Annotated in this window: 19 protein-coding genes and 1 pseudogene; 7 read left to right on the plus strand and 13 right to left on the minus strand. The window is 72.7% G+C overall.

The features are described 5' to 3' along the window. Positions 1–7: 7 nt before the first annotated feature. Positions 8–475 (minus strand): CHRD domain-containing protein, encoded by a 468-nt coding sequence (locus DSM104329_RS14250; RefSeq protein WP_259316107.1) that lies wholly within the window; start codon positions 473–475, stop codon positions 8–10. A gap of 112 nt (positions 476–587) precedes the next feature. On the opposite strand from DSM104329_RS14250, the gene DSM104329_RS14255 reads away from it, so the two are divergent. Further along, on the plus strand, positions 588–1,154 hold the full coding sequence (locus DSM104329_RS14255; RefSeq protein WP_259316108.1) for a cupin domain-containing protein: 567 nt from the start codon (positions 588–590) through the stop codon (positions 1,152–1,154). 76 nt (positions 1,155–1,230) lie between these two features. Here DSM104329_RS14255 and DSM104329_RS14260 read toward each other — a convergent pair whose 3' ends face one another. The 3 genes from DSM104329_RS14260 to DSM104329_RS14270 all read right to left on the minus strand — a co-directional run bounded on the left by DSM104329_RS14260 (position 1,231) and on the right by DSM104329_RS14270 (position 3,921). Then, on the minus strand, positions 1,231–2,268 hold the full coding sequence (locus DSM104329_RS14260; RefSeq protein WP_259316109.1) for an LLM class flavin-dependent oxidoreductase: 1,038 nt from the start codon (positions 2,266–2,268) through the stop codon (positions 1,231–1,233). Between the two features lie 65 nt (positions 2,269–2,333). Further along, complete coding sequence (locus DSM104329_RS14265) at positions 2,334–3,668, minus strand: acetamidase/formamidase family protein (protein ID WP_259316110.1); 1,335 nt, start codon at positions 3,666–3,668, stop codon at positions 2,334–2,336. A gap of 1 nt (position 3,669) precedes the next feature. Further along, positions 3,670–3,921, minus strand: coding sequence for a MoaD/ThiS family protein (locus DSM104329_RS14270; protein ID WP_259316111.1), 252 nt, complete (start codon positions 3,919–3,921; stop codon positions 3,670–3,672). 113 nt (positions 3,922–4,034) lie between these two features. Between DSM104329_RS14270 and DSM104329_RS14275 the strand changes: the two genes are divergently transcribed. Further along, a complete protein-coding gene (locus tag DSM104329_RS14275; protein WP_259316112.1) occupies positions 4,035–4,199 on the plus strand; it encodes a hypothetical protein in 165 nt (54 codons plus the stop codon). Between the two features lie 10 nt (positions 4,200–4,209). Here the strand turns inward: DSM104329_RS14275 and DSM104329_RS14280 are convergent, their stop codons facing one another. Continuing rightward, the gene (locus DSM104329_RS14280) at positions 4,210–4,560 is read right to left on the minus strand and encodes a VOC family protein (RefSeq protein ID WP_259316113.1); all 351 of its coding nucleotides are present in this window, start codon (positions 4,558–4,560) and stop codon (positions 4,210–4,212) included. Positions 4,561–4,738: 178 nt separating this feature from the next. Between DSM104329_RS14280 and DSM104329_RS14285 the strand changes: the two genes are divergently transcribed. Both DSM104329_RS14285 and DSM104329_RS14290 read left to right on the plus strand, forming a co-directional pair. Continuing rightward, entirely contained in the window at positions 4,739–5,998 is a 1,260-nt protein-coding gene (locus DSM104329_RS14285) for a GDSL-type esterase/lipase family protein (protein WP_259316114.1), read from the plus strand. A gap of 32 nt (positions 5,999–6,030) precedes the next feature. Beyond that, positions 6,031–6,414, plus strand: a complete 384-nt coding sequence (locus DSM104329_RS14290; RefSeq protein ID WP_259316115.1) for a TraR/DksA family transcriptional regulator — start codon at positions 6,031–6,033, stop codon at positions 6,412–6,414. 68 nt (positions 6,415–6,482) lie between these two features. On the opposite strand, the gene DSM104329_RS14295 is transcribed toward DSM104329_RS14290, so the two are convergent. The 3 genes from DSM104329_RS14295 to DSM104329_RS14305 form a co-directional block, all read right to left on the minus strand. After that, complete coding sequence (locus DSM104329_RS14295; protein ID WP_259316116.1) at positions 6,483–7,544, minus strand: hypothetical protein; 1,062 nt, start codon at positions 7,542–7,544, stop codon at positions 6,483–6,485. Between the two features lie 79 nt (positions 7,545–7,623). After that, the gene (locus tag DSM104329_RS14300) at positions 7,624–8,511 is read right to left on the minus strand and encodes a hypothetical protein (RefSeq protein WP_259316117.1); all 888 of its coding nucleotides are present in this window, start codon (positions 8,509–8,511) and stop codon (positions 7,624–7,626) included. Positions 8,512–8,613: 102 nt separating this feature from the next. Then, positions 8,614–10,887, minus strand: a complete 2,274-nt coding sequence (locus DSM104329_RS14305; protein WP_259316118.1) for a CocE/NonD family hydrolase — start codon at positions 10,885–10,887, stop codon at positions 8,614–8,616. 187 nt (positions 10,888–11,074) lie between these two features. On the opposite strand from DSM104329_RS14305, the gene DSM104329_RS14310 reads away from it, so the two are divergent. Further along, the gene (locus tag DSM104329_RS14310; RefSeq protein ID WP_259316119.1) at positions 11,075–12,778 is read left to right on the plus strand and encodes a CocE/NonD family hydrolase; all 1,704 of its coding nucleotides are present in this window, start codon (positions 11,075–11,077) and stop codon (positions 12,776–12,778) included. Between the two features lie 70 nt (positions 12,779–12,848). Here the strand turns inward: DSM104329_RS14310 and DSM104329_RS14315 are convergent. Further along, a pseudogene (locus DSM104329_RS14315) lies at positions 12,849–13,499 on the minus strand (TerC family protein); the annotation flags it as partial. A gap of 252 nt (positions 13,500–13,751) precedes the next feature. On the opposite strand from DSM104329_RS14315, the gene DSM104329_RS14320 reads away from it, so the two are divergent. Next, positions 13,752–14,168 carry a hypothetical protein gene (locus DSM104329_RS14320; protein ID WP_259316121.1) on the plus strand — a complete coding sequence of 139 codons (417 nt, stop codon included), beginning with the start codon at positions 13,752–13,754 and terminating at the stop codon, positions 14,166–14,168. Positions 14,169–14,273: 105 nt separating this feature from the next. Here the strand turns inward: DSM104329_RS14320 and DSM104329_RS14325 are convergent, their stop codons facing one another. The 4 genes from DSM104329_RS14325 to DSM104329_RS14340 form a co-directional block, all read right to left on the minus strand. Further along, entirely contained in the window at positions 14,274–14,603 is a 330-nt protein-coding gene (locus DSM104329_RS14325; RefSeq protein ID WP_259316122.1) for a type II toxin-antitoxin system PemK/MazF family toxin, read from the minus strand. Next, positions 14,600–14,836 (minus strand): DUF2191 domain-containing protein, encoded by a 237-nt coding sequence (locus DSM104329_RS14330; protein ID WP_407655889.1) that lies wholly within the window; start codon positions 14,834–14,836, stop codon positions 14,600–14,602. Before DSM104329_RS14330 ends, DSM104329_RS14325 begins: the two co-directional genes overlap by 4 nt. 172 nt (positions 14,837–15,008) lie before the next feature. Next, positions 15,009–15,980 (minus strand): NAD(P)-dependent alcohol dehydrogenase, encoded by a 972-nt coding sequence (locus DSM104329_RS14335; protein ID WP_259316123.1) that lies wholly within the window; start codon positions 15,978–15,980, stop codon positions 15,009–15,011. Between the two features lie 184 nt (positions 15,981–16,164). Further along, on the minus strand, positions 16,165–16,551 hold the full coding sequence (locus tag DSM104329_RS14340) for a hypothetical protein (RefSeq protein WP_259316124.1): 387 nt from the start codon (positions 16,549–16,551) through the stop codon (positions 16,165–16,167). Between the two features lie 113 nt (positions 16,552–16,664). Between DSM104329_RS14340 and DSM104329_RS14345 the strand changes: the two genes are divergently transcribed. Further along, positions 16,665–16,979, plus strand: a complete 315-nt coding sequence (locus tag DSM104329_RS14345; protein WP_259316125.1) for a DUF3303 domain-containing protein — start codon at positions 16,665–16,667, stop codon at positions 16,977–16,979. Positions 16,980–17,098 lie beyond the last annotated feature (119 nt).

Consider the following 17,098-nt stretch of genomic DNA (forward strand, 5'->3'; position numbering starts at 1 on the left):
GCGCCGCTCAGTCGTGCGGGCGCACCTGACCGCGGATCTCGCCCGCCGGGAACTGCATCGTGTGGATGTTGACGTACGTCCGGCCGGCCTTCATGGCCCGAACGGCCTGGGCGAACGTCTTGACGTTCCCGACGGCGGTGAACTGCTTGGCCGTCAGCCGGCCCGCGCGCGGGAGGCTGAACGGCTTCGTCGAGATCGAGATCAGGACGCCGCCGGCCTGACCGGGGCGGCCGAGGTGGATGTGCGAGGCCTGCGCCGGGCCGGTCAGGCCCTTCGCGGTGATCTCGTATCTGATCGACCTGCCGTTCGGCGCGATCGTGAACTCGGCGTGTCCCGTGGCCTTCGAGCTCGACTTCGGGACCTCCGAGCTGCCCTTCAGGGTCGCGTCGTACTTCTGCGACGACGCGGCGCCGGCCAGGCCGGCCGGGATCGCGGCAGCCAGGATGACCACGGCGACGAGCGGCTTGCGCGACATGCTTCCTCCTCCCGGTGGGTTGCCCTGCTACCGGCAGTGACGCCGGGTGGGGCCGGTTCCTTCCCGTTTGGCGCGGCGCCGCTCAGGCGCCGGTCGTCCGTACGATCGGCGCATGGTCCCTGAGGCGAAGCTCGAGCAGACGGAGGCGGGGCTGGTCCCCGCCGGGCACGGATGGTTCGTGTTGAACGCGCGCGAGGCGCGGTGGATCGACCGCCCGCGGCGCGGGGTCAACGTGCCGCTGACCGGCTGGACCGAGGAGGAGGCGGAGGGCTACTTCCCGCAGATCGGCGTCGCGATCGCCGTGCTCGGCCCCGGCGAGCCGATCGGCATGTACCACTGGGAGGCCGATGCCGAGGAGTTCGTCGTGCTCTCGGGCGAGCCGCTGCTGCTCGTCGAGGGCCAGGAGCGGGCGCTGCGCCGGTGGGACTTCGTGCACTGCCCGCCCGAGACGCGGCACATGATCGTCGGAGCCGGCGACGGACCCTGCGTGGTCCTCGCGATCGGCGCCCGGGGCCACCTCGACCAGGGCTGCAACGGCGGGGCGTACACGGTCGATCCGGTCGCGGTGCGCCACGGCGCCGGGGTGCGGGAGGAGACCGACGACGCGAGGGTCGCCTACGCCCACCTGCCGCCGCCCGGCCCGGTGCGCTACCGGGCGGGCTGGCTGCCGGAGGATTGAGACGGGCGCGCCAGCCCGGCCGGGCGGGGCGAGCCCACGGCGACCCCCGCCCGAGGTCGCGGCGTCTCCGGACCGCTCAGGCCGCCGGCTCGGCGGCCCGCTGCCAGCCGATCGCCGGAGCGATGTGCTCGGCGATGGTCTCCAGCATCCGGGCGTTGTACTCCACCCCGAGCTGGTTGGGGACGGTGAGCAGGAGCGTGTCGGCCTCCCGGACGGCGGCGTCGCGGCTGAGCTCCTCGGCGATGACGTCGGGCTCACCGTTGTAGCTGCGCCCGAACCGCGCGGCGACGCCCTCGAGATACCCGATCTGGTCCTGGCTCTCGGCGCCGCGCGCGGCGAAGTACCGGCGATCCTCATCGGTCGTGATCGGGATGACGCTGCGGCTGACCGACACGCGCGGCTCGCGCTGCCAGCCCGCGTCGGCCCAGGCCGCGCGGTACAGGTTGATCTGCTCGGCCTGCAGGTCGCCGAACGGCACCCCGGTGTCCTCGGTCAGCAGCGTCGAGCTCTGCAGGTTCATGCCCTGCTCGGCCGCCCAGCGCGCGGTCCGGCGGGTGCCCGAGCCCCACCAGATGCGGTCGGCCAGCCCGGGGGACTGGGGCTGGATGGGGAGCGCGCCCGACGTGCCGGTCATGGTCGGGTCCGTGCGCGCGACGCCGGCTCCCTGGATCGCGTGGCGGAAGATCCGGGTGTGCTCGCGCGCCAGGTCGGCGTCGGTCTGGCCCTCGCGCGGGACGTGGCCGAAGGCCTCGGCGCCGCGCAGCGCCGGCTCGGGTGACCCGCGGCTGATGCCGAGCTGCAGCCGGCCGCCGGCGATCAGGTCCGCGGCGCCGGCGTCCTCCGCCATGTAGAGCGGGTTCTCGTAGCGCATGTCGATGACGGCGGTGCCGATCTCGATGCGGCTCGTGCGGGCGCCGATCGCGGCGAGCAGGGGGAACGGCGAGGCGAGCTGGCGGGCGAAGTGGTGCACGCGCACGTACGCGCCGTCGATGCCGATCGCCTCCGCCGCTTCCGCGAGCTCGATCGTCTGCGCGAGCGCGTCGCGCGCGGTCGGCGTCTGCGAACCGGGCGAGCGGCTCCAGTGGCCGAACGAGAGAAAGCCGATGCGCTTCACCGCCTCGACGCTACACGCTCACCTTCTGCGCTTCGCACTGGAGCGCACGGGCGCCAGCGCAGGGTTCAGGCCGCCTCGCCGTACTGGTCGCGCGCGTAGCCGAGCAGCCCCCGTGCATCAAGCCGGTCGACGGGCGCCCGCAAGGTGACGTGCACGACGCCGGGCGCCCGCCCGATCTCGACCGCGCCGCTGATCGTCGCCCGGTTCATCACCTCCGGCACGCTCATGTCCAGCAGCGTCGCGGCGCGGGCGAGGCCGTTGTCGGTCGCGCTGTTGAGGTCCGGTCCGGTTCCGATCACCGAGATCGGCAGCGACTCCTCGATGCGCTCGACGCCATGGCGGTGGCCCAGCGCCTCGGCGCGCATGCGCTCCTCGGCGGTCAGCGGCCGGGCGAGATACGGCAGGTCCTCGGCGACCGGCAGCAGCAGCGGGCCATCGATCGCGAGCCCCTTGACGACCTCCACCTGCAGCGTCACGGTGCCGGACACGTCGCATGTGTGGCCGGCGATCTCACCGTCGCCCTGGAGCGCATGCATGTCGCCCATGTAGACGCCGCCGCCGTCGACCTTGACCGGGCAGACGAGGATCGCGCCGGCGCGGACGGCGTCGATGTCCATGTGGCCGTCGGTCTTGGCCTCCTGGAGCTCGGCGGCGGTCAGCGCGTAGCGATGCGGCGCGCCGATCAGGAAGGCGCCGAAGTCGCCGGCGTTGTGGGAGTCGGGGATCGTCGCGGACGGCGACGTGCCGAGCTGGCCCATGAACGGGCGCAGGCGGGTGGCGAGCCCCACGATGTCGTGCGGCGCGAACGTCAGGATCGGGTTCTGGCGGGACCCGCCGGGCAGCGCGGCATATCGCGGCGCATCGGCGGCGAACGCCTCCGCGGTGTCCCCGGGCACGGTGACGCCGACGCCGCGCAGCTCGTCGAAGGCCATCGTGTAGCCGTTCGTGAACTGGAACGGCGCCGCATCGGCGCCGCAGTTCACGCAGCGGATCGACGTCGGGCCGGTCCCCTCGATCCGCGTCTGCGGCCACTCCGTGCCGCAGTCCGGGCAGACCGGCGCGCAGTACGGGTCGCCGTTGAAGCGGCCCTCCACCGGGCGGTCGTTGCCCGACGCGGTCGCGATCGACGTCACCTCGATGTCGCGGATGCGGATCGCGATCGCGTCCCCGACCCGGGCGTCCGCCACCGCGACCGGCTGGCACACCTCGTGACCGCCGCGGATCGACGGCGTGATCATCGGGCCCCAGCAGCCCGGCGCGGTGTTGACGACGATGTGGCCACCGTCGGCCACCGGCCCGGCCATCGGCACATCGGGACCGAGCAGCCCGTTGGTGAACGTGCTGACGAACACGGTCTGCTGGGCGGTCGCGGAGCGCGCCTGCGGTTGTTCGATGGCCATGTCAGGTGCCTCCGGAGATCGGCATGAGCAAGGCGACCTCGTCGCCGGACGCCAGGGGCCGCCCGCGGTGCGCGTGCTCGCCGCCGACCACCGGCAGGGCGGAGTGCAGCGGGCCGGCGAGATCCGGTTGCGCGGCGCCGAGTGAGGCGAGCGCATCGGCGACCGTGGCGTCGTCGGGCAGGTCGAGGGAGACCACCGGCGCGGGGGCGAGCCGGGCGAGTCCGACACCGAGCCGTACGCGAACGTGGATCATCGCGGTCTCCCGCCGGCCAGTCTGTCAGGACGACGAGGCCCACGCGCGAGACGAGCCGGCCGGACGGCGGGCGCCGCCGCGTGGCGCGACGCCGAACCGGGCAGGATCGGACCATGGCCGACGACGATGACGACTGGGTGGGCGAGCCCCCGGAGGGGCGCTACAGCCGCGACCGGGCGAACCCGGACTTCTGGCGGCGCCAGCGCCCGATCAGCGTGGCCGCGACGGGGATCCTCGTCGTGGTCGTCGTGCTGGTGGTCGTCCTCATCCTGCGCTGACGACGGACCGTCAGATGTGGGTCAGGATGTTCAGGACCCTGCCGGTGGGATCGCGGACGAAGAAGCGCCGCACCCCCCACGGCTCGTCGGTCAGCGGATGCAGGATCTCGTAGCCCCGGCGCTTGGCGGCCGCGTGCGCGGCATCCACGTCGTCCACCTCGATCGACACGTCCGGGAGCACCGCCGCGCCGGCGTCCTCGCGCACCACGCTGATCTGCGCCGACGGGTTGCCGGGCGCCGCGACCGTGACGATCCAGCCCTGGTCCATGACGACCTCGAGCCCGAGCAGTTCGCCATAGAACTCACCGGCCGCGGCGGGATCCTCCGCCTGGATGTTGGGGACCACCCGCCGAACGCCCATGCCCTGCAGGATGTCACGTCGCCGTTGCCGGTCAGCGCCGGACGTCGGGCCGTGCGCCCGGAGGCGGCGCGGGTGTCTCGGTTTGCGGGGATGGGCGCGATGCTCTCTGAGCTGGCATAGCCGGCGGCCATCCGGACGGATCTGTAGGCTGCCCCGCGACTCGATGAGACGGATCTCGATGAGACGCGCGACGATCGCTGCCGTGGTGCTGGGTGCCCTCCTCGGATCTGCCACCGCCGCCCACGCCGGGCCGAAGTCCCCGCAGCGGGCGGTCGTGACGCTGGGCGACAGCTACATCTCGGGCGAGGCCGGCCGCTGGAAGGGCAACAGCACGACGACCAGTGGTGACAGCGCCGGAACGGACCGGGCGTTCACCGGCGGCGTGACCGACCTGACGAAGGTCTACCTCAACGGCAGCGACGTCAACGGCTGCCACCGGTCCGACGTGTCGGAGGCGATCTCGGCGACCCGGCTGGGCACCACCGCGGTCAACCTCGCGTGTTCGGGCTCGGAGACCGTCAACGTCCTGCGCAAGGGGTCCGGCGGGACGCCCTTCAAGGATGCGCAGACGCAGGGCGATCAGTTCGTCCAGGTGGTCAAGGACTTCGACGTCCAGGTGATCGTGCTGTCGATCGGCGGCAACGACCTCGGGTTCGGCGACGCCGCGCAGGACTGCGTCACGCGCTACCTCCGCGGAGGCAGCGCCTGTCACGACGACGCCGAGAAGCAGATCGACGCTCGCATGTCGCGCACGATGAGCAACGTCCGCAATGTCATCGACGACCTGCGCGCCGTCATGAAGGACGGCGGCTACGACCGCGACGAGTACCGGTTCATCCTCCAGAGCTACCCGTCGCCGGTCCCGCGGGGCAGCGAGAACCGCCTGGGGGAGAAGGGCTGGGATCGCGTCACGTATGGCTGCGGGATGTGGGACAGCGACCTCGACTGGGCGCGCGACACGTTCGTGCCGACGGTGGCCGACCAGCTGCGCGCGGTCGCCGTCGCGGAGAAGGTCGAGTTCCTCGACGTCCGCAACCTGCTGCAGGGCCACGAGATCTGCTCCGTGTCGGCGAAGGCCGACGGCACGGCCGCGGACGGCGATCTCGAGTGGGCGCGCGTCGTCAGCGTCGGGGTAGCGCAGGGGGACAAGCAGGAGTCGCTTCACCCCAACGCCCTCGGCCAGGTCGCGCTCGGTGCGTGCCTGCGCAAGGCGATCGCCGACAAGGACGGCGACGAGTGGATGTGCCGGGCCGGGGCCGGCGTCGCACCGCAGGACGTGCGGCTCGATCCGATCCGCCGCAAGCCGGTCAAGGTCGAGCCCCAGCGCAAGAGGGTCGTCGACGTCGCGCCTGACCCGGACGACTGGGCGTCGCTGGACCAGGAGGACGTCGACGCCGCCATCGAGCGTCGCGGCGGCCCGGCCACGCCCACCGGGTAGCCGCCGCGGCCGTTCGCGGGTAGGAGGAAGCCATGTCCGCTTCCTCCGACGAGCCCACGCTGGACCTCGAGGCGATCCGCCGCGACCTGGAGGCGCGCAGGGACGTGGTGAGCGGGCGCGTCAGCGGGCTAGCACAGCGCCCCGAGCTGGGCAGCGCACAGGGGTTCGGCAAGCGGATCGGGGACGGCACGGTCGAGGCGATCAGCCGGCTGACCGAGATCGGCGTCGGCCGCTCGCTGGAGAGCGGCCTGATGCGCACCGAGCGGGCGCTGGCCAAGCTCGACGAGGGCACCTACGGGATCTGCGACCGATGCGGGGCGACGATTCCGGCGGGCCGGCTGCGGGCGATGCCCGACAGCGTGCTGTGCGTGGCGTGTGCGGCCACGGCGCGGCGCGACGCTCCTCGGCGCCGGTAGGAGCGACCGCCCCGCGCGGGGGCTGCTGCCCGGGCGCCGCCGGGCCGGCGGCGCCCCGAACGCGACCCTCATCCCTCCCGGAGCGCCAGCCGGCGCAACAGCGCGCCGCCGGCGAGCAGGAGCAGTCCGATCACGGCGACCGGGCCCAGGTCGAGCCCGGTGAACGGCAGACCGGAGCGCATCAGCGTCTGGTCGTCGGCCGCCGGGCTGGGCGATCTGGACGCGACGGTCTCGGTGCGGGCCGTCGGGGTGGTGGCGCCGTCGCCCATGCTCGGCGCGCCGGACGGGCTGCCCGCGCCGTCGTCCTGCGGCGCGCCCGGGGAGGACGGCTCACCGTTGACCGGCGCCGCCGGTGCGGGATGGCTGTCCTGGGCCGTCGTGGCTGCGCCTGCTCCGGGCGTCGTGGGCACGGCCGGCTCGCCACCGCTGCCCGGCGCTCCCGGGACGTCCGCCTCGGCCGGGGTCTGCGATCGCGTGGTGGAGCAGGACGCGAGAACGCAGACCGGTGCGTCGACGTCGACGCCTCCGAGCGCGAGCCTGCCCGAGCTGTCGCTCGTCTCGTCCGTCGCCGTGGTCTCCCCGCCGGACCCGGCGGGTGCCGTCGACGTGCAGGCGCTGAGCACGCACACCGGCGCGCCCACTCCGGCGTCGGCGACCTGCGCGGCGCCGGTCGATCCGCTGGTGCGCTGGACGCTCGCCGCACCATCGCCGGCGGTCGCGTGGTCGCCGTCGCTGAGGACGCGGACCGGTGCATCGATCCGGCCGCCGCCGATCTGACCGGTACCGGTGGAGCCGGTGGTCTGCTGGTCGGCTCCGGCGGTGGTCGTCCCGCCGGGGTTCTGCTCGTCGCCGTCGCTGAGGACGCGGACCGGTGCGTCGGCGGTCACCGGGCCGGCCTGGGCCGTGCCCGTCGAGTCCGATGTCGTCTGTGGTGCGGCGGTCGCCGGCGAGGCGGCCGGCGCGTTGTCGCCGTCGCTGAGGACGCGGACCGGCGCGTCGACGGTCACCGCGGCGGCCTGCGCCGTCCCGAGAGCGTCGTCGACGGTCTGGCCTGCCTGCGCTTGGGCAGGGGCCGTTGTGAGCGCGGCGCCGGCGAGGCCGGCGACGAGCGCCATCCATCTATGTCTCATGAATGCTCCTTGTCGAGTCCGTGCGGTGCGAGCCCCGCGCCGATCGGCGTGCGGGGCGACGTTCGGCAGCTCGACCGGGTCAGTCAGGCGGGACGATGCGCCCGAGGTACGGTGCCGCGGGCGGGGCGGCGAGCGCGATCGCCGGCGCGCGGAGACGTACGCCGGCGCCGGCGAGCACGAAGAGCATCCCGGCGAGCACCGCGGCCACGCCGCCCGCACCGGACGGCGCAGCGTCCGGCAGGCTCGATCCCGGGGCGGCGTGGACGTCACGGCGGGACGCCGGGGTCAGCGGCGATCGCGAGGACGTGCTGCGTGACGACGCACGGCGGTGGTCGGCTCGGTCTTCGGTGCGCGCCGTCGCCGCGCGGTCCCGGCCGGCGGCCTGTGGGGCGACGGCGACCGGCTCCGGCGCCGAGGCGAGCCTGTGGTTCGCGACGCGACGCGGCGCTTCCGGTCGCGGCCGATGCGGACGGGAGCGGCGGTGCGCCGGGTGCGCCGGCCCGGACCGCGCGCTCGAGGGCGCGACCTCGGCCGTCTCCGGCACCGGCGAGGCCTCCGCGGCACGCCGCGGCTGCGGGGCGGCGTCAGCGCGAGTTGGGGGCGTCGCATCCGCCGTGGCCTCGTGGAGCGCGACCGAGGTGTCGACCCGTCGTGCGCTCGCCGTGCCGGCCGGCACCGTGGTGGCCGTGACGTCGGCGACGGGCGCCGTTTCCACGGAGGCCGTCGCGGTGAGGGCGACGGCGGGTGCGGCCGCGACGGCGGGTGCCGCGCTCTGCGGATCGTCCGACACCGCGGCGGGCAGGGCGCGTGCATAGAGGTCCACGGGCGCCACCGACGCCGTGACACTCACGACGCCCGTGTGGACGTCAAGCCCCGGCACCGCGCCCGCCGGTGCCGCCGTGCACAGCACGCCGATCGCCGCCAGGAGGACGGCGATGCCGCCCCGTCTCTGCCTGTACCGGTCCACGGTCGCCCTCATCCGAATACTTGAGGACATCTATCCGGAAAAGGGAGCACCGCAAGCGAGACGTTGTCCGAGACAGGACAACCAACCGCGCCGCGCCCGCTGTCATGGAGCGCCCTGGTAGTCGCGACATGGCTCGCCCCGCAGACCCGGGCAGGGGGGCAGGCCGGCCGGCGCGCTCACGCCGGGGACGACGGGCAGCAGCAGGTGCGACGGCATCTGCTGGGAGTGGGCGATGGTCACCTTCGCCCTGCCCGGCGGGTCGGTCTCGCCGAAGGACCAGATCGGCTGGTCGCCGTTGGGCGCGCTGATCGACACGCGCAGCCGCGAGCCCGCCCGGTACACGTGGCCCTGGTAGTAGAGCGGGATGGTCACCGGCACGAAGGTGCCGGCCGGCAGCGTCGCGACGTCGGCGGCCCGGAGGCTGAGCACGGGCTCCAGCGGCGTGCTCCTGCTCTGGTCGAGCGCGCGCTCGTTCGCCCGCAGCCAGCCGCTCTGCACGTAGGTCTCCTTGCCGTCGGGGCGGACCTCGCTGATGGTGGCCTGCAGGTCGACGTTCGGCTTCGAGGACCGCAGCCAGGCATTCACCGCTCCGGCGCCGATGACCGTCGTGTCGGCGGCCAGCGGGGCGGTCAGGTACGACGCTGCGCTGCCGTCCGGGCTCTCCTGCCAGGCGTAGCCCGGCGTCGCGGTCCACAGGCCGCCCGCGCCCGCCGCGGTGTCGCCCGTGAAGTCGGTCAGCGGCCGGGCGTGGGCGTCCCAGGTGAACGTCTCGGCGCCGCGCGTGGCGGGCACCGCGTCGGTGAGCGCGCCGTTGCCGGCCAGGTACCAGGCGCGCGCCGTCGTGGCGGGGATCGGGAACGCGTCGAAGGACTGCTCGAACGTGGGGTGGGGGGCGCCGGCCTGCGGGCTCCCGCCGCCGTTCTCGAACAGCACGCGGATCGGCTTGAGCCGCTCGAACGCCGCCAGCGCACCGTCGTAGGTCGGCTCCTCCTGGATCGGGTCGCGCGGCAGCGTCACGCCCGTGATCCCCATCGCCTCCTGGTAGATCAGCGGTGCGGCGGCGCGGATGGTCGCCGAGTTGACGATCGGCGCCCGGCGCGCCACGTAGAGCGACAGGAAGTCGTACCAGCGGTTGAAGGTCTCCGGAGCCAGCGAGTCGACATGCGTGCCGTTGGTGAACGTGAACCACCTGCGCTGCGTGCCGGTCATGTGCGAAACGAGTGCCGGGCAGTGGCCGCCGGTCTGCTCGTCGGTCCACTGGCACGCCATGTAGACCGGGACCTTGATCTTGTCGACGAAGGTGACGGGCGACAGCGGGTCGGCGACCTCGGGGACGTAGTGGGCGTTCGCGCGGACCTTGGCCATGAGGTCGACGGCCTCGGGATGCAGCGCCTGGTTGTCCCTGCACGTCTGGTCGCCGTTCTGGATGCGCTCGTACGCCCATGGCTGGCCGCCCTCCGCGGACGCCGGCATGGCGTCGTGGACGCGCTCCTGGGCCCACGCCACGGCGAAGCCCGTGTTGAGGATGCCGCCCGGGTAGAGCGTCGTCTGGGTGGCGTCGATGACCGACAGCGGCGAGATCGCCGCGAGGCTCGGCGGGTTCAGCTGGGCGGTGAACAGCTGGCTGATGCCGCCGTAGGAGATCCCCATCATCCCGACCTGGTGGTTGAGCACCCACGGCTGGCGCGCCACGGTCTCGACGACGTCGTAGCCGTCGAGGTTCTGCAGCGGCTCGAAGAAGTCGAACGCGCCGCCCGAGCAGCCCGTGCCCCGCATGTTCACGTCGACGACGGTGAAGCCCATGAGGTTGGCCAGCACGGCGATGCCGCTCTGCGGACCCGCCGGGTCCGCGTACCCGTAGCCGGAGTACTCGATCAGCGTCGGCGTCGGGCCCGAGGGGAGCGTCGGCAGCTGGGACCCCACCGGCAGGACGTTCAGCGCATCTTGAGGAGGATGCACGCTGTAGGCGAGCTGCGTGCCGTCGCGGGTGGTGAGGTAGCCGTAGCCGCGCGACGGCAGGGTCTGGTCGTAGACGTCGGTGCTGGGCGGGGCCGCCCGCGTCGAGAGCACCGTCAGCGGGGCCGACGTGGCCCCGTCGCCGGACCGGCGGACGCGATAGCCGCGGGCCGGCGCGACGTTGCGAAACAGGGCGCCGCCGAGGGCGTTGACGTTCCGGGTGGCGACCGCCTGCCCGGCGCGGTCGACGAGCGTGAGCTCCCCGCCGGGATCGGCGCCGGTGACGTAGACCTGCTCGACGCTCGCGCGCGCGGCGAACGGGGCGTCGGCCGCACGTGCGGGCGTCGCGAACGTCAGTGCCGGCGCCAGCACGGCCAGGGCCGCCGCCAGCTGTGCTCTCCCGACCCGGTGACTCGTCATGGACGCCCCAACGTCACCGCGCGCGAAAACGTGCGGCGGCCAACCCACGGCCACCCGGTGGCACGTGCGTGAAAGGGTGCGCGAATGTCCCGATCGAGCGATGTCCTGGCTCTTGCCGCCTGCGCCCTCGTCGTCGCCGCCGCCGTGCCCGCGGCGTCCGCCGCGAAGGTGGCGGTCGATCCAGGCGGTGCTCAAGCTGCTCGGCTATGCCGTCGTCGACGTCAACATTCGGGGGACCGGCTGCTCGGGCGGCGCGTTCGACTACTTCGAGCCGCTGCAGGGCATCGACGGCTACGACGTCGTCGAGACGGCCGCGCGTCAACCGTGGGTGCTGCACGGCAAGGTCGGCATGGCCGGCGTCTCCTACGGCGGCATCAGCCAGCTGTTCGTCGCGGCGACCCGGCCGCCGAGCCTGTCGGCGATCACCCCGCTGTCGGTCATCGACAACACGCAGACCACGCTCTATCCGGGCGGCATCCTCAACACCGGCTTCGCGCTGTCGTGGGCCAAGGACCGCGTGTACGACGCGCGCCCCGCGTCGCCCACCGGAGGCCAGGCGTGGGCGCTGGACCGCATCAAGGCCGGCGACGAGGTCTGCCGCGCCAACCAGGTGCTGCACGATCAGGCCGTCGACCTCCTCGCCAAGACCGAGGCCAACCAGTTCTACGACCGCGAGGTCGCCGATCCGCTGGCGCCGATCACGTTCGTCGACAGGATCGCCGCGCCGACGTTCCTGGCCTGTCAGTGGACCGACGAGCAGACCGGCGGGCACTGCCCGGCGCTCGTCGCGCACTTCACCGGCACGGCGCGGAAGTGGTTCACGTTCACCAACGGCGTGCACACCGACTCGCTGGACCCGGCGACGTTCAACCGCTGGTTCGACTTCCTCGAGCTGTACGTCGCCCGGCGCAAGCCCACCCTGCCCGCGGCGGCGAGCGCGGGGGCCGGGGCGATCTACCAGGCGGTGCTCGGCATCCCCGGCCAGACGCTGCCGCCCGACCCGATCCAGCAGCAGCCGGACTTCGCCTCGGCGCTGAACGCCTTCCAGGCCCAGTCGCCGGTGCGGGTGCTGTTCGACAACGGTGCCGGCTCGTCGATGCCGGGCGCGCCCGTTCCCGCCTTCGAGCGGTCGTTCCCGACGCTGCCGATCCCGGGCACGCAGGCGCGCGCGTGGTACCTCGACGCCGGCGGCGCGCTGTCGGACGCCCCGGGGGCCGGGGGCGAGGACCGGTTCACGTGGAACCCGAAGGTGCGTCCGCCGACGAGCTTCACCGGCAACACGGGGGGCGGCCCGGGCGGGCTGTGGACCGCGACGCCGACCTACCACTGGGATCCGAACCCGGCGGGGACGGCGTCCGGTTACGTGAGCGCGCCGCTGAGCGCCGACACGACGGTGATCGGGGCGGGGGCGGTCGACCTGTGGATCCAGGCGTCCGTCCCCGACGTCGACCTGCAGGTGACGATCAGCGAGGTGCGGCCCGACGGCAACGAGACGTTCGTGCAGAACGGCTGGCTGCGCTCGAGCCTGCGCGCGCTCGCCCCGGGCAGGAGCACCGAGCTCGAGCCGGTGCTGTCGCTGCTGAAGGCGCAGGCCGCGCCGCTGCCCGCCGGGCGGTTCACCAAGGTGACCGTCCCGCTGTACTACCAGGGCCACGTGTATCGGGCCGGCTCGCGGTTGCGCATCGTCGTGGCGGCGCCCGGCGGCGACCAGCCGGTGTGGGAGTTCGGCGACACGCGGCCGGCCTCTGGCACCGCCGGCGTGCAGATCGCTCGCGGCGGCGGCATAGCGTCGCGAGTGCTCCTGCCGGTCGTGCCGGGCGTGGCGGTGCCGACGCCGCTGCCGCCCTGCCCAGGGGAGCGCGGCGAGCCGTGCCGCCCCTATCCGGGGTAGCTGTGACGGGCCATCACGCCTCGCCGACCTCATCGTGCGACTGGCGATCGTGCTTGGCGCGGAGCGAACCGGCTGGGATCGAGTCGAGGGCGAAGAGCAGGTCGGAGCTGCCGATGGCGATGAACGCGATGAAGAGCGGCGTCGCCGCGCGCCGGCCGCCGAGCCGGGTGAACATGCGGCCGTCGTCGTAGTCGCCGGTCACCGGGATCGCCCGTCTGGTGAGCTTGACCAGCGCGTTGTCCTCGACGTCGGGGTCCTCGTCGCGGTGGCGGAACAGCTGGACCGCGGTGAAGATGAGCAGCAGCCCGAAGATCAGGAACATGAAGGAGAACGCCGAGATCAACGCCGCGCCCAGCGCGATGAACACCGCGCGCATGACGAGCGCCGCGAGGATCCCGAAGGTCAGGAGCCGCTGTTGGTGGTCGGCGGGGACCGCGAACGCCGACATGATCACGACGAATACGAAGAGGTTGTCGACCGACAGGCTCTTCTCGACGACGTAGCCGGCGAAGTACTCCGCCCCGTAGTTCCAGCCGGCGATCAGGCCGAACACGATCCCGAAGCCGATCGCGACGGCGATGAAGAAGGCCGATGCGATCGCCGCCTCGCGGAAGCCCACCGTGTGGGCATGGCCGGGTCGCGACCTGAAGAGATCGAGCGCGAACAGGCCGGCGATCAGGCAGATCGTCGCCGCCCATCCTGCGAAGGTCACGTCGAGCATCCGGTTGGTCCTCCGGCGCTGGTTCCCGACTCAGGCGCGGCGCAATCGGGGAGCGGCGCGCCACGAGGCCGGTCGGCGCCTGGGTTACGCACGCCGCCGCGAGCACACCTGGGTCCGCACCGCCGGCGGTCGCAGCATGACGACAGCGACGAGCCACCCTGTCCGTCCGCCAGAATGACGGACGGACACGCAAGCCGAAGGGACGGCTCGTTCGACGAGAGGAGCGCAATGCCTGAGAGCAAACGCCTGCTGGTGGTGGTCGGCGCGGCGGTCGACGAAGTGGCGGAGCTGCCGCACAGCGTCCGTGCGCTCGTCGACGGGGCCGAGGAGGTGTTCGTCGTCGCGCCCATGTTGACGTCGCGGCTGGAATGGCTTGCATCGGACGTCGATGCGGCGCACCGGGCCGCCGACGAGCGTCTCGGCGTGGTGCTCGAGCAGCTGCGCTCAGAGGAGGTGGCCGCAGCGGGCGCGGTGGGTGACGACAGCCCGCTGACCGCCGTCGAGGATCATGTCCGTGCGTTCGGCCCCGATCACGTGCTCATCGCGCTGCGCAGCCGGGAGCATCGATCGTGGCAGGAACGAGGCCTGATCGAGGACATCGGGCAGTCCACCAATCTGCCGATCACGGTCTTCGAGGTCGACGCCGAAGGCCGCGTGATCACCCGCTGACCGGACGCCGTTCGCGCCGCCCGCGCTGCGGCTGCCGGGCACAGGGATCCGCGGTCGATGATCCACCATCGACCCGGTGGCGAGGCGTCGCGTCGAGATGTGCCGTCAGCCGCGGCAGTCGACGGCGACGTCGAGGGCAGCGCAGATCTCGCGCATGCGCGCGTCGGCGAGCCGCCCGAGCCGTTGGACGAGTACGGCCACCGAGACGCTCTCGACGGAGTCCAGGTTGACGGCCGAGCGTCGGGGGACGGGGTCCGTTCCGGGCTCGAGCACGACTTCGCTGGCGAGGGCTCGGATGGTCGTCGTGCACGGCGCGACCAGGGCGCGACGAAGCCGAGGGATCGCGACGTCGCGCGACAGCACGACGACGGGGCGCCGACCGATCTCGGCGAGGTCGCACCACCACACCTCTCCGCGGGCCGGGAGCGCGCTCACGACGCAGCCGCTCCACGGCGAAACGACGCCAGGTCGCCCCACTCGTCCGGCTCGTCGATCGGATGTTCGTCGTACGCGGCGTAGCTCGCGTCCAGCTCGACCGCGCGGTGACGCGCGAGCAGCGCCGAGAGCGCCGCATCGATCAGTGCGGCATCGGTGGAGCCCGACCACGTTCGGCGGACGCTGTGGAGCAGCTCGGCGTCCACGGTCGTGCTCAGTCGTGTGCGAGCCATGCCATAAGTATGCCACCACTCGGCGCAACACCCCGGGCGCCGGCTGAGGTGGCGGTACCCAGGCGGGAGGTCCGCCGGTCGTGCGCACGTACGCCACACCCGGGGGACACCGCCTTGCTCGCCAAGCGGCCTGCGCACCGCCGTCCGCGTCGTCGGCCCCTCGCCGTTCGGGTTATGTGGCGATGACGATCTTGCCGCGCACGCGTCCCCGGGCGAGATCGCGGATCGCCTCCGGCACCTGGTCCAGCGCAATGACCCGGTCGACGGCGGGCGTGACCGAGCCGGCCTCGATGAGTGCTCGGAGCGCGTCGAGGTCGGTGCTGTTCGGCTTGGCGATGAACGTTCCCAGGCGCTGGCGTACGAACGGCGACAGGATCATGGCGCCGAGCTGGCGGTGGATGCCTCCCGTCCAGCGCCCGCCGCCCTCGCCGCCGACGATGACCAGCGTGCCGTCGCTGGTGAGGGCGCGGCGGAGTCGGGACAGCGGCCGGTTGCCCCCGATGTCGAGGACGACGTCGTAGCGCTGGCCGTCGTCGGTGATGTCGGCGCGGGTGTAGTCGATCACGTGATCGGCGCCGAGCGAACGCACGAGGTCCACCTTCTGGGTGGTGCAAACGCCGGTGACGTTCGCTCCGAGCGCCTTGGCGATCTGCACGGCGAAGGTCCCGACGCCCCCGGATGCGCCGATGACGAGGACGCGCTGGCCGGCCCTTACGCGCCCACGGTCGCGCAGCGCCTGCAGAGCGGTGACGGCGGAGACGGGCACTGCGGCGGCCTGCTCGAAGCTCAGGTTCGCCGGCATCCGCGCGAGCTTGCCCGGGTCCGTCGAGGCGTACTCGGCGAACGAAGCGCTGCAAGTGCCGAACACCGCGTCGCCCGGTGCGAGCGCCGTCACGTTCGCGCCGACCGCCTCGACGACGCCGGCCAGCTCCGAGCCCAGTCCGGCGACCTTCGGCCTGCGCAGCCCGTAGCCGGCAACCCGGAGCAGGTAGGGCAGCCCAGCCATGACGTGCCACGCGCCCCGGTCGAGGCCGGCCGCGCGGACCCGCACGAGCGCCTCCTCATCACCGACACTGGGCACCTGCACCTCGCTGACCTGCAGGGCGTCAGCAGAGCCGTAACGGTCGCGGACGATCGCCTTCATCGTTCGCACATGCGCCGGGAGTGTCGCTCCTGTATCCGCACCACGAGCGTCCGGGGGGTTCGGCTGTCCATCAGTTCGGCTCCAATGCGGGCCGCTGCGGCGAGGAAACTGACATCGATGGGTCCTTGAGCCTGGGTGCCGACGCGGAGCACCTGAGGATCGACGCGCACCAGCCGGCCAAGAGTTAGAGCCGCGAGGATCGCTCCGCCGCTTCTGAGGCGAGGGGAAAGCCGATCATACAGCCGGCGGACAGGCGACGGGCGTTGGGCGGCAGTCCGCAGTTGTGAACGAATCGGAAATGAATCCGAAAACGAATCACGGGGGACGAACGCCCACGTAAGTGGGTGGCGGCGACGTCGAGCGCGTAGGCGACGTCGTCGCCGGGCCGGTCGCCGGCGCGCTGCACCGCCGCGTCGACCAGCGCCAGCGCGGCGCCGTGGTCGGGCAGCGGCGGACCGTAGCCGCCCTCGTCGGCGTTCAGCGTCGTCAGGCCGCGCTCGGCCAGCAGCGCTCCGACGGGTTCCCGTTCGTCCGACGGACGGATCGCGAGTAAGGTCGCGCTGTGAGCCATCAGCCCAGCGTGCGTACGCGCGGGAGGCGTTCCGGGTCGAGGGCAGCACGTAGTGTCAGCGGCGATCCGCTGGACCGCCGCTTCGGTAGCTCCAATCCGACGAAGGAGGAGCCATGAAGTACATGCTCAGCTGGAACGAGCGCCCGCAAGGCTCGCCTGAGGAGTACGAGAACGCCCAGAAGCGGATTCTCGAGGTGTTCACGCAGTGGACGGCGCCCGACACCTTCACGATCGAGCTCTTTGTCATCCGCGTGGGTGACTGGGGTGGGTACATGCTGCTCGATTGCGACGACCCGCTCGCCGTCCACAAGTTCTGCTCGATGCTCCCCGCATTCGAGTTCCAGGCGCGACCTGTGGTCCCGGTCATGGATGCCGTCCGCGTCGAACTCGAGGCGATCAACTGGCGCGACGGGCTGGGACCTGCCTGACGCGACGGTCCCAAGGACATTCCCGATTCGCCGCATAGCAGGGTGTGAAACGAATCGAAGATGAATCCGAAAACGAATCGGCCTGATCGCGAGGGGAAAGCGCCCGCCGACGACGAGCG

The organism is Capillimicrobium parvum (assembly GCF_021172045.1).
Classification (GTDB): domain Bacteria; phylum Actinomycetota; class Thermoleophilia; order Solirubrobacterales; family Solirubrobacteraceae; genus Capillimicrobium; species Capillimicrobium parvum.

Excerpts from the sequence above, each read along its gene's own strand:
- DSM104329_RS14250 (WP_259316107.1), bottom strand. The coding sequence starts at position 475 with ATGTCGCGCAAGCCGCTCGTCGCCGTGGTCATCCTGGCTGCCGCGATC.
- DSM104329_RS14255 (WP_259316108.1), top strand. The coding sequence starts at position 588 with ATGGTCCCTGAGGCGAAGCTCGAGCAGACGGAGGCGGGGCTGGTCCCC.
- DSM104329_RS14265 (WP_259316110.1), bottom strand. The coding sequence starts at position 3,668 with ATGGCCATCGAACAACCGCAGGCGCGCTCCGCGACCGCCCAGCAGACC.
- DSM104329_RS14270 (WP_259316111.1), bottom strand. The coding sequence starts at position 3,921 with ATGATCCACGTTCGCGTACGGCTCGGTGTCGGACTCGCCCGGCTCGCC.
- DSM104329_RS14275 (WP_259316112.1), top strand. The coding sequence starts at position 4,035 with ATGGCCGACGACGATGACGACTGGGTGGGCGAGCCCCCGGAGGGGCGC.
- DSM104329_RS14280 (WP_259316113.1), bottom strand. The coding sequence starts at position 4,560 with ATGGGCGTTCGGCGGGTGGTCCCCAACATCCAGGCGGAGGATCCCGCC.
- DSM104329_RS14285 (WP_259316114.1), top strand. The coding sequence starts at position 4,739 with ATGAGACGCGCGACGATCGCTGCCGTGGTGCTGGGTGCCCTCCTCGGA.
- DSM104329_RS14290 (WP_259316115.1), top strand. The coding sequence starts at position 6,031 with ATGTCCGCTTCCTCCGACGAGCCCACGCTGGACCTCGAGGCGATCCGC.
- DSM104329_RS14295 (WP_259316116.1), bottom strand. The coding sequence starts at position 7,544 with ATGAGACATAGATGGATGGCGCTCGTCGCCGGCCTCGCCGGCGCCGCG.
- DSM104329_RS14305 (WP_259316118.1), bottom strand. The coding sequence starts at position 10,887 with ATGACGAGTCACCGGGTCGGGAGAGCACAGCTGGCGGCGGCCCTGGCC.
- DSM104329_RS14330 (WP_407655889.1), bottom strand. The coding sequence starts at position 14,836 with ATGGCTCGCACACGACTGAGCACGACCGTGGACGCCGAGCTGCTCCAC.
- DSM104329_RS14335 (WP_259316123.1), bottom strand. The coding sequence starts at position 15,980 with ATGAAGGCGATCGTCCGCGACCGTTACGGCTCTGCTGACGCCCTGCAG.
- DSM104329_RS14340 (WP_259316124.1), bottom strand. The coding sequence starts at position 16,551 with ATGGCTCACAGCGCGACCTTACTCGCGATCCGTCCGTCGGACGAACGG.
- DSM104329_RS14345 (WP_259316125.1), top strand. The coding sequence starts at position 16,665 with ATGAAGTACATGCTCAGCTGGAACGAGCGCCCGCAAGGCTCGCCTGAG.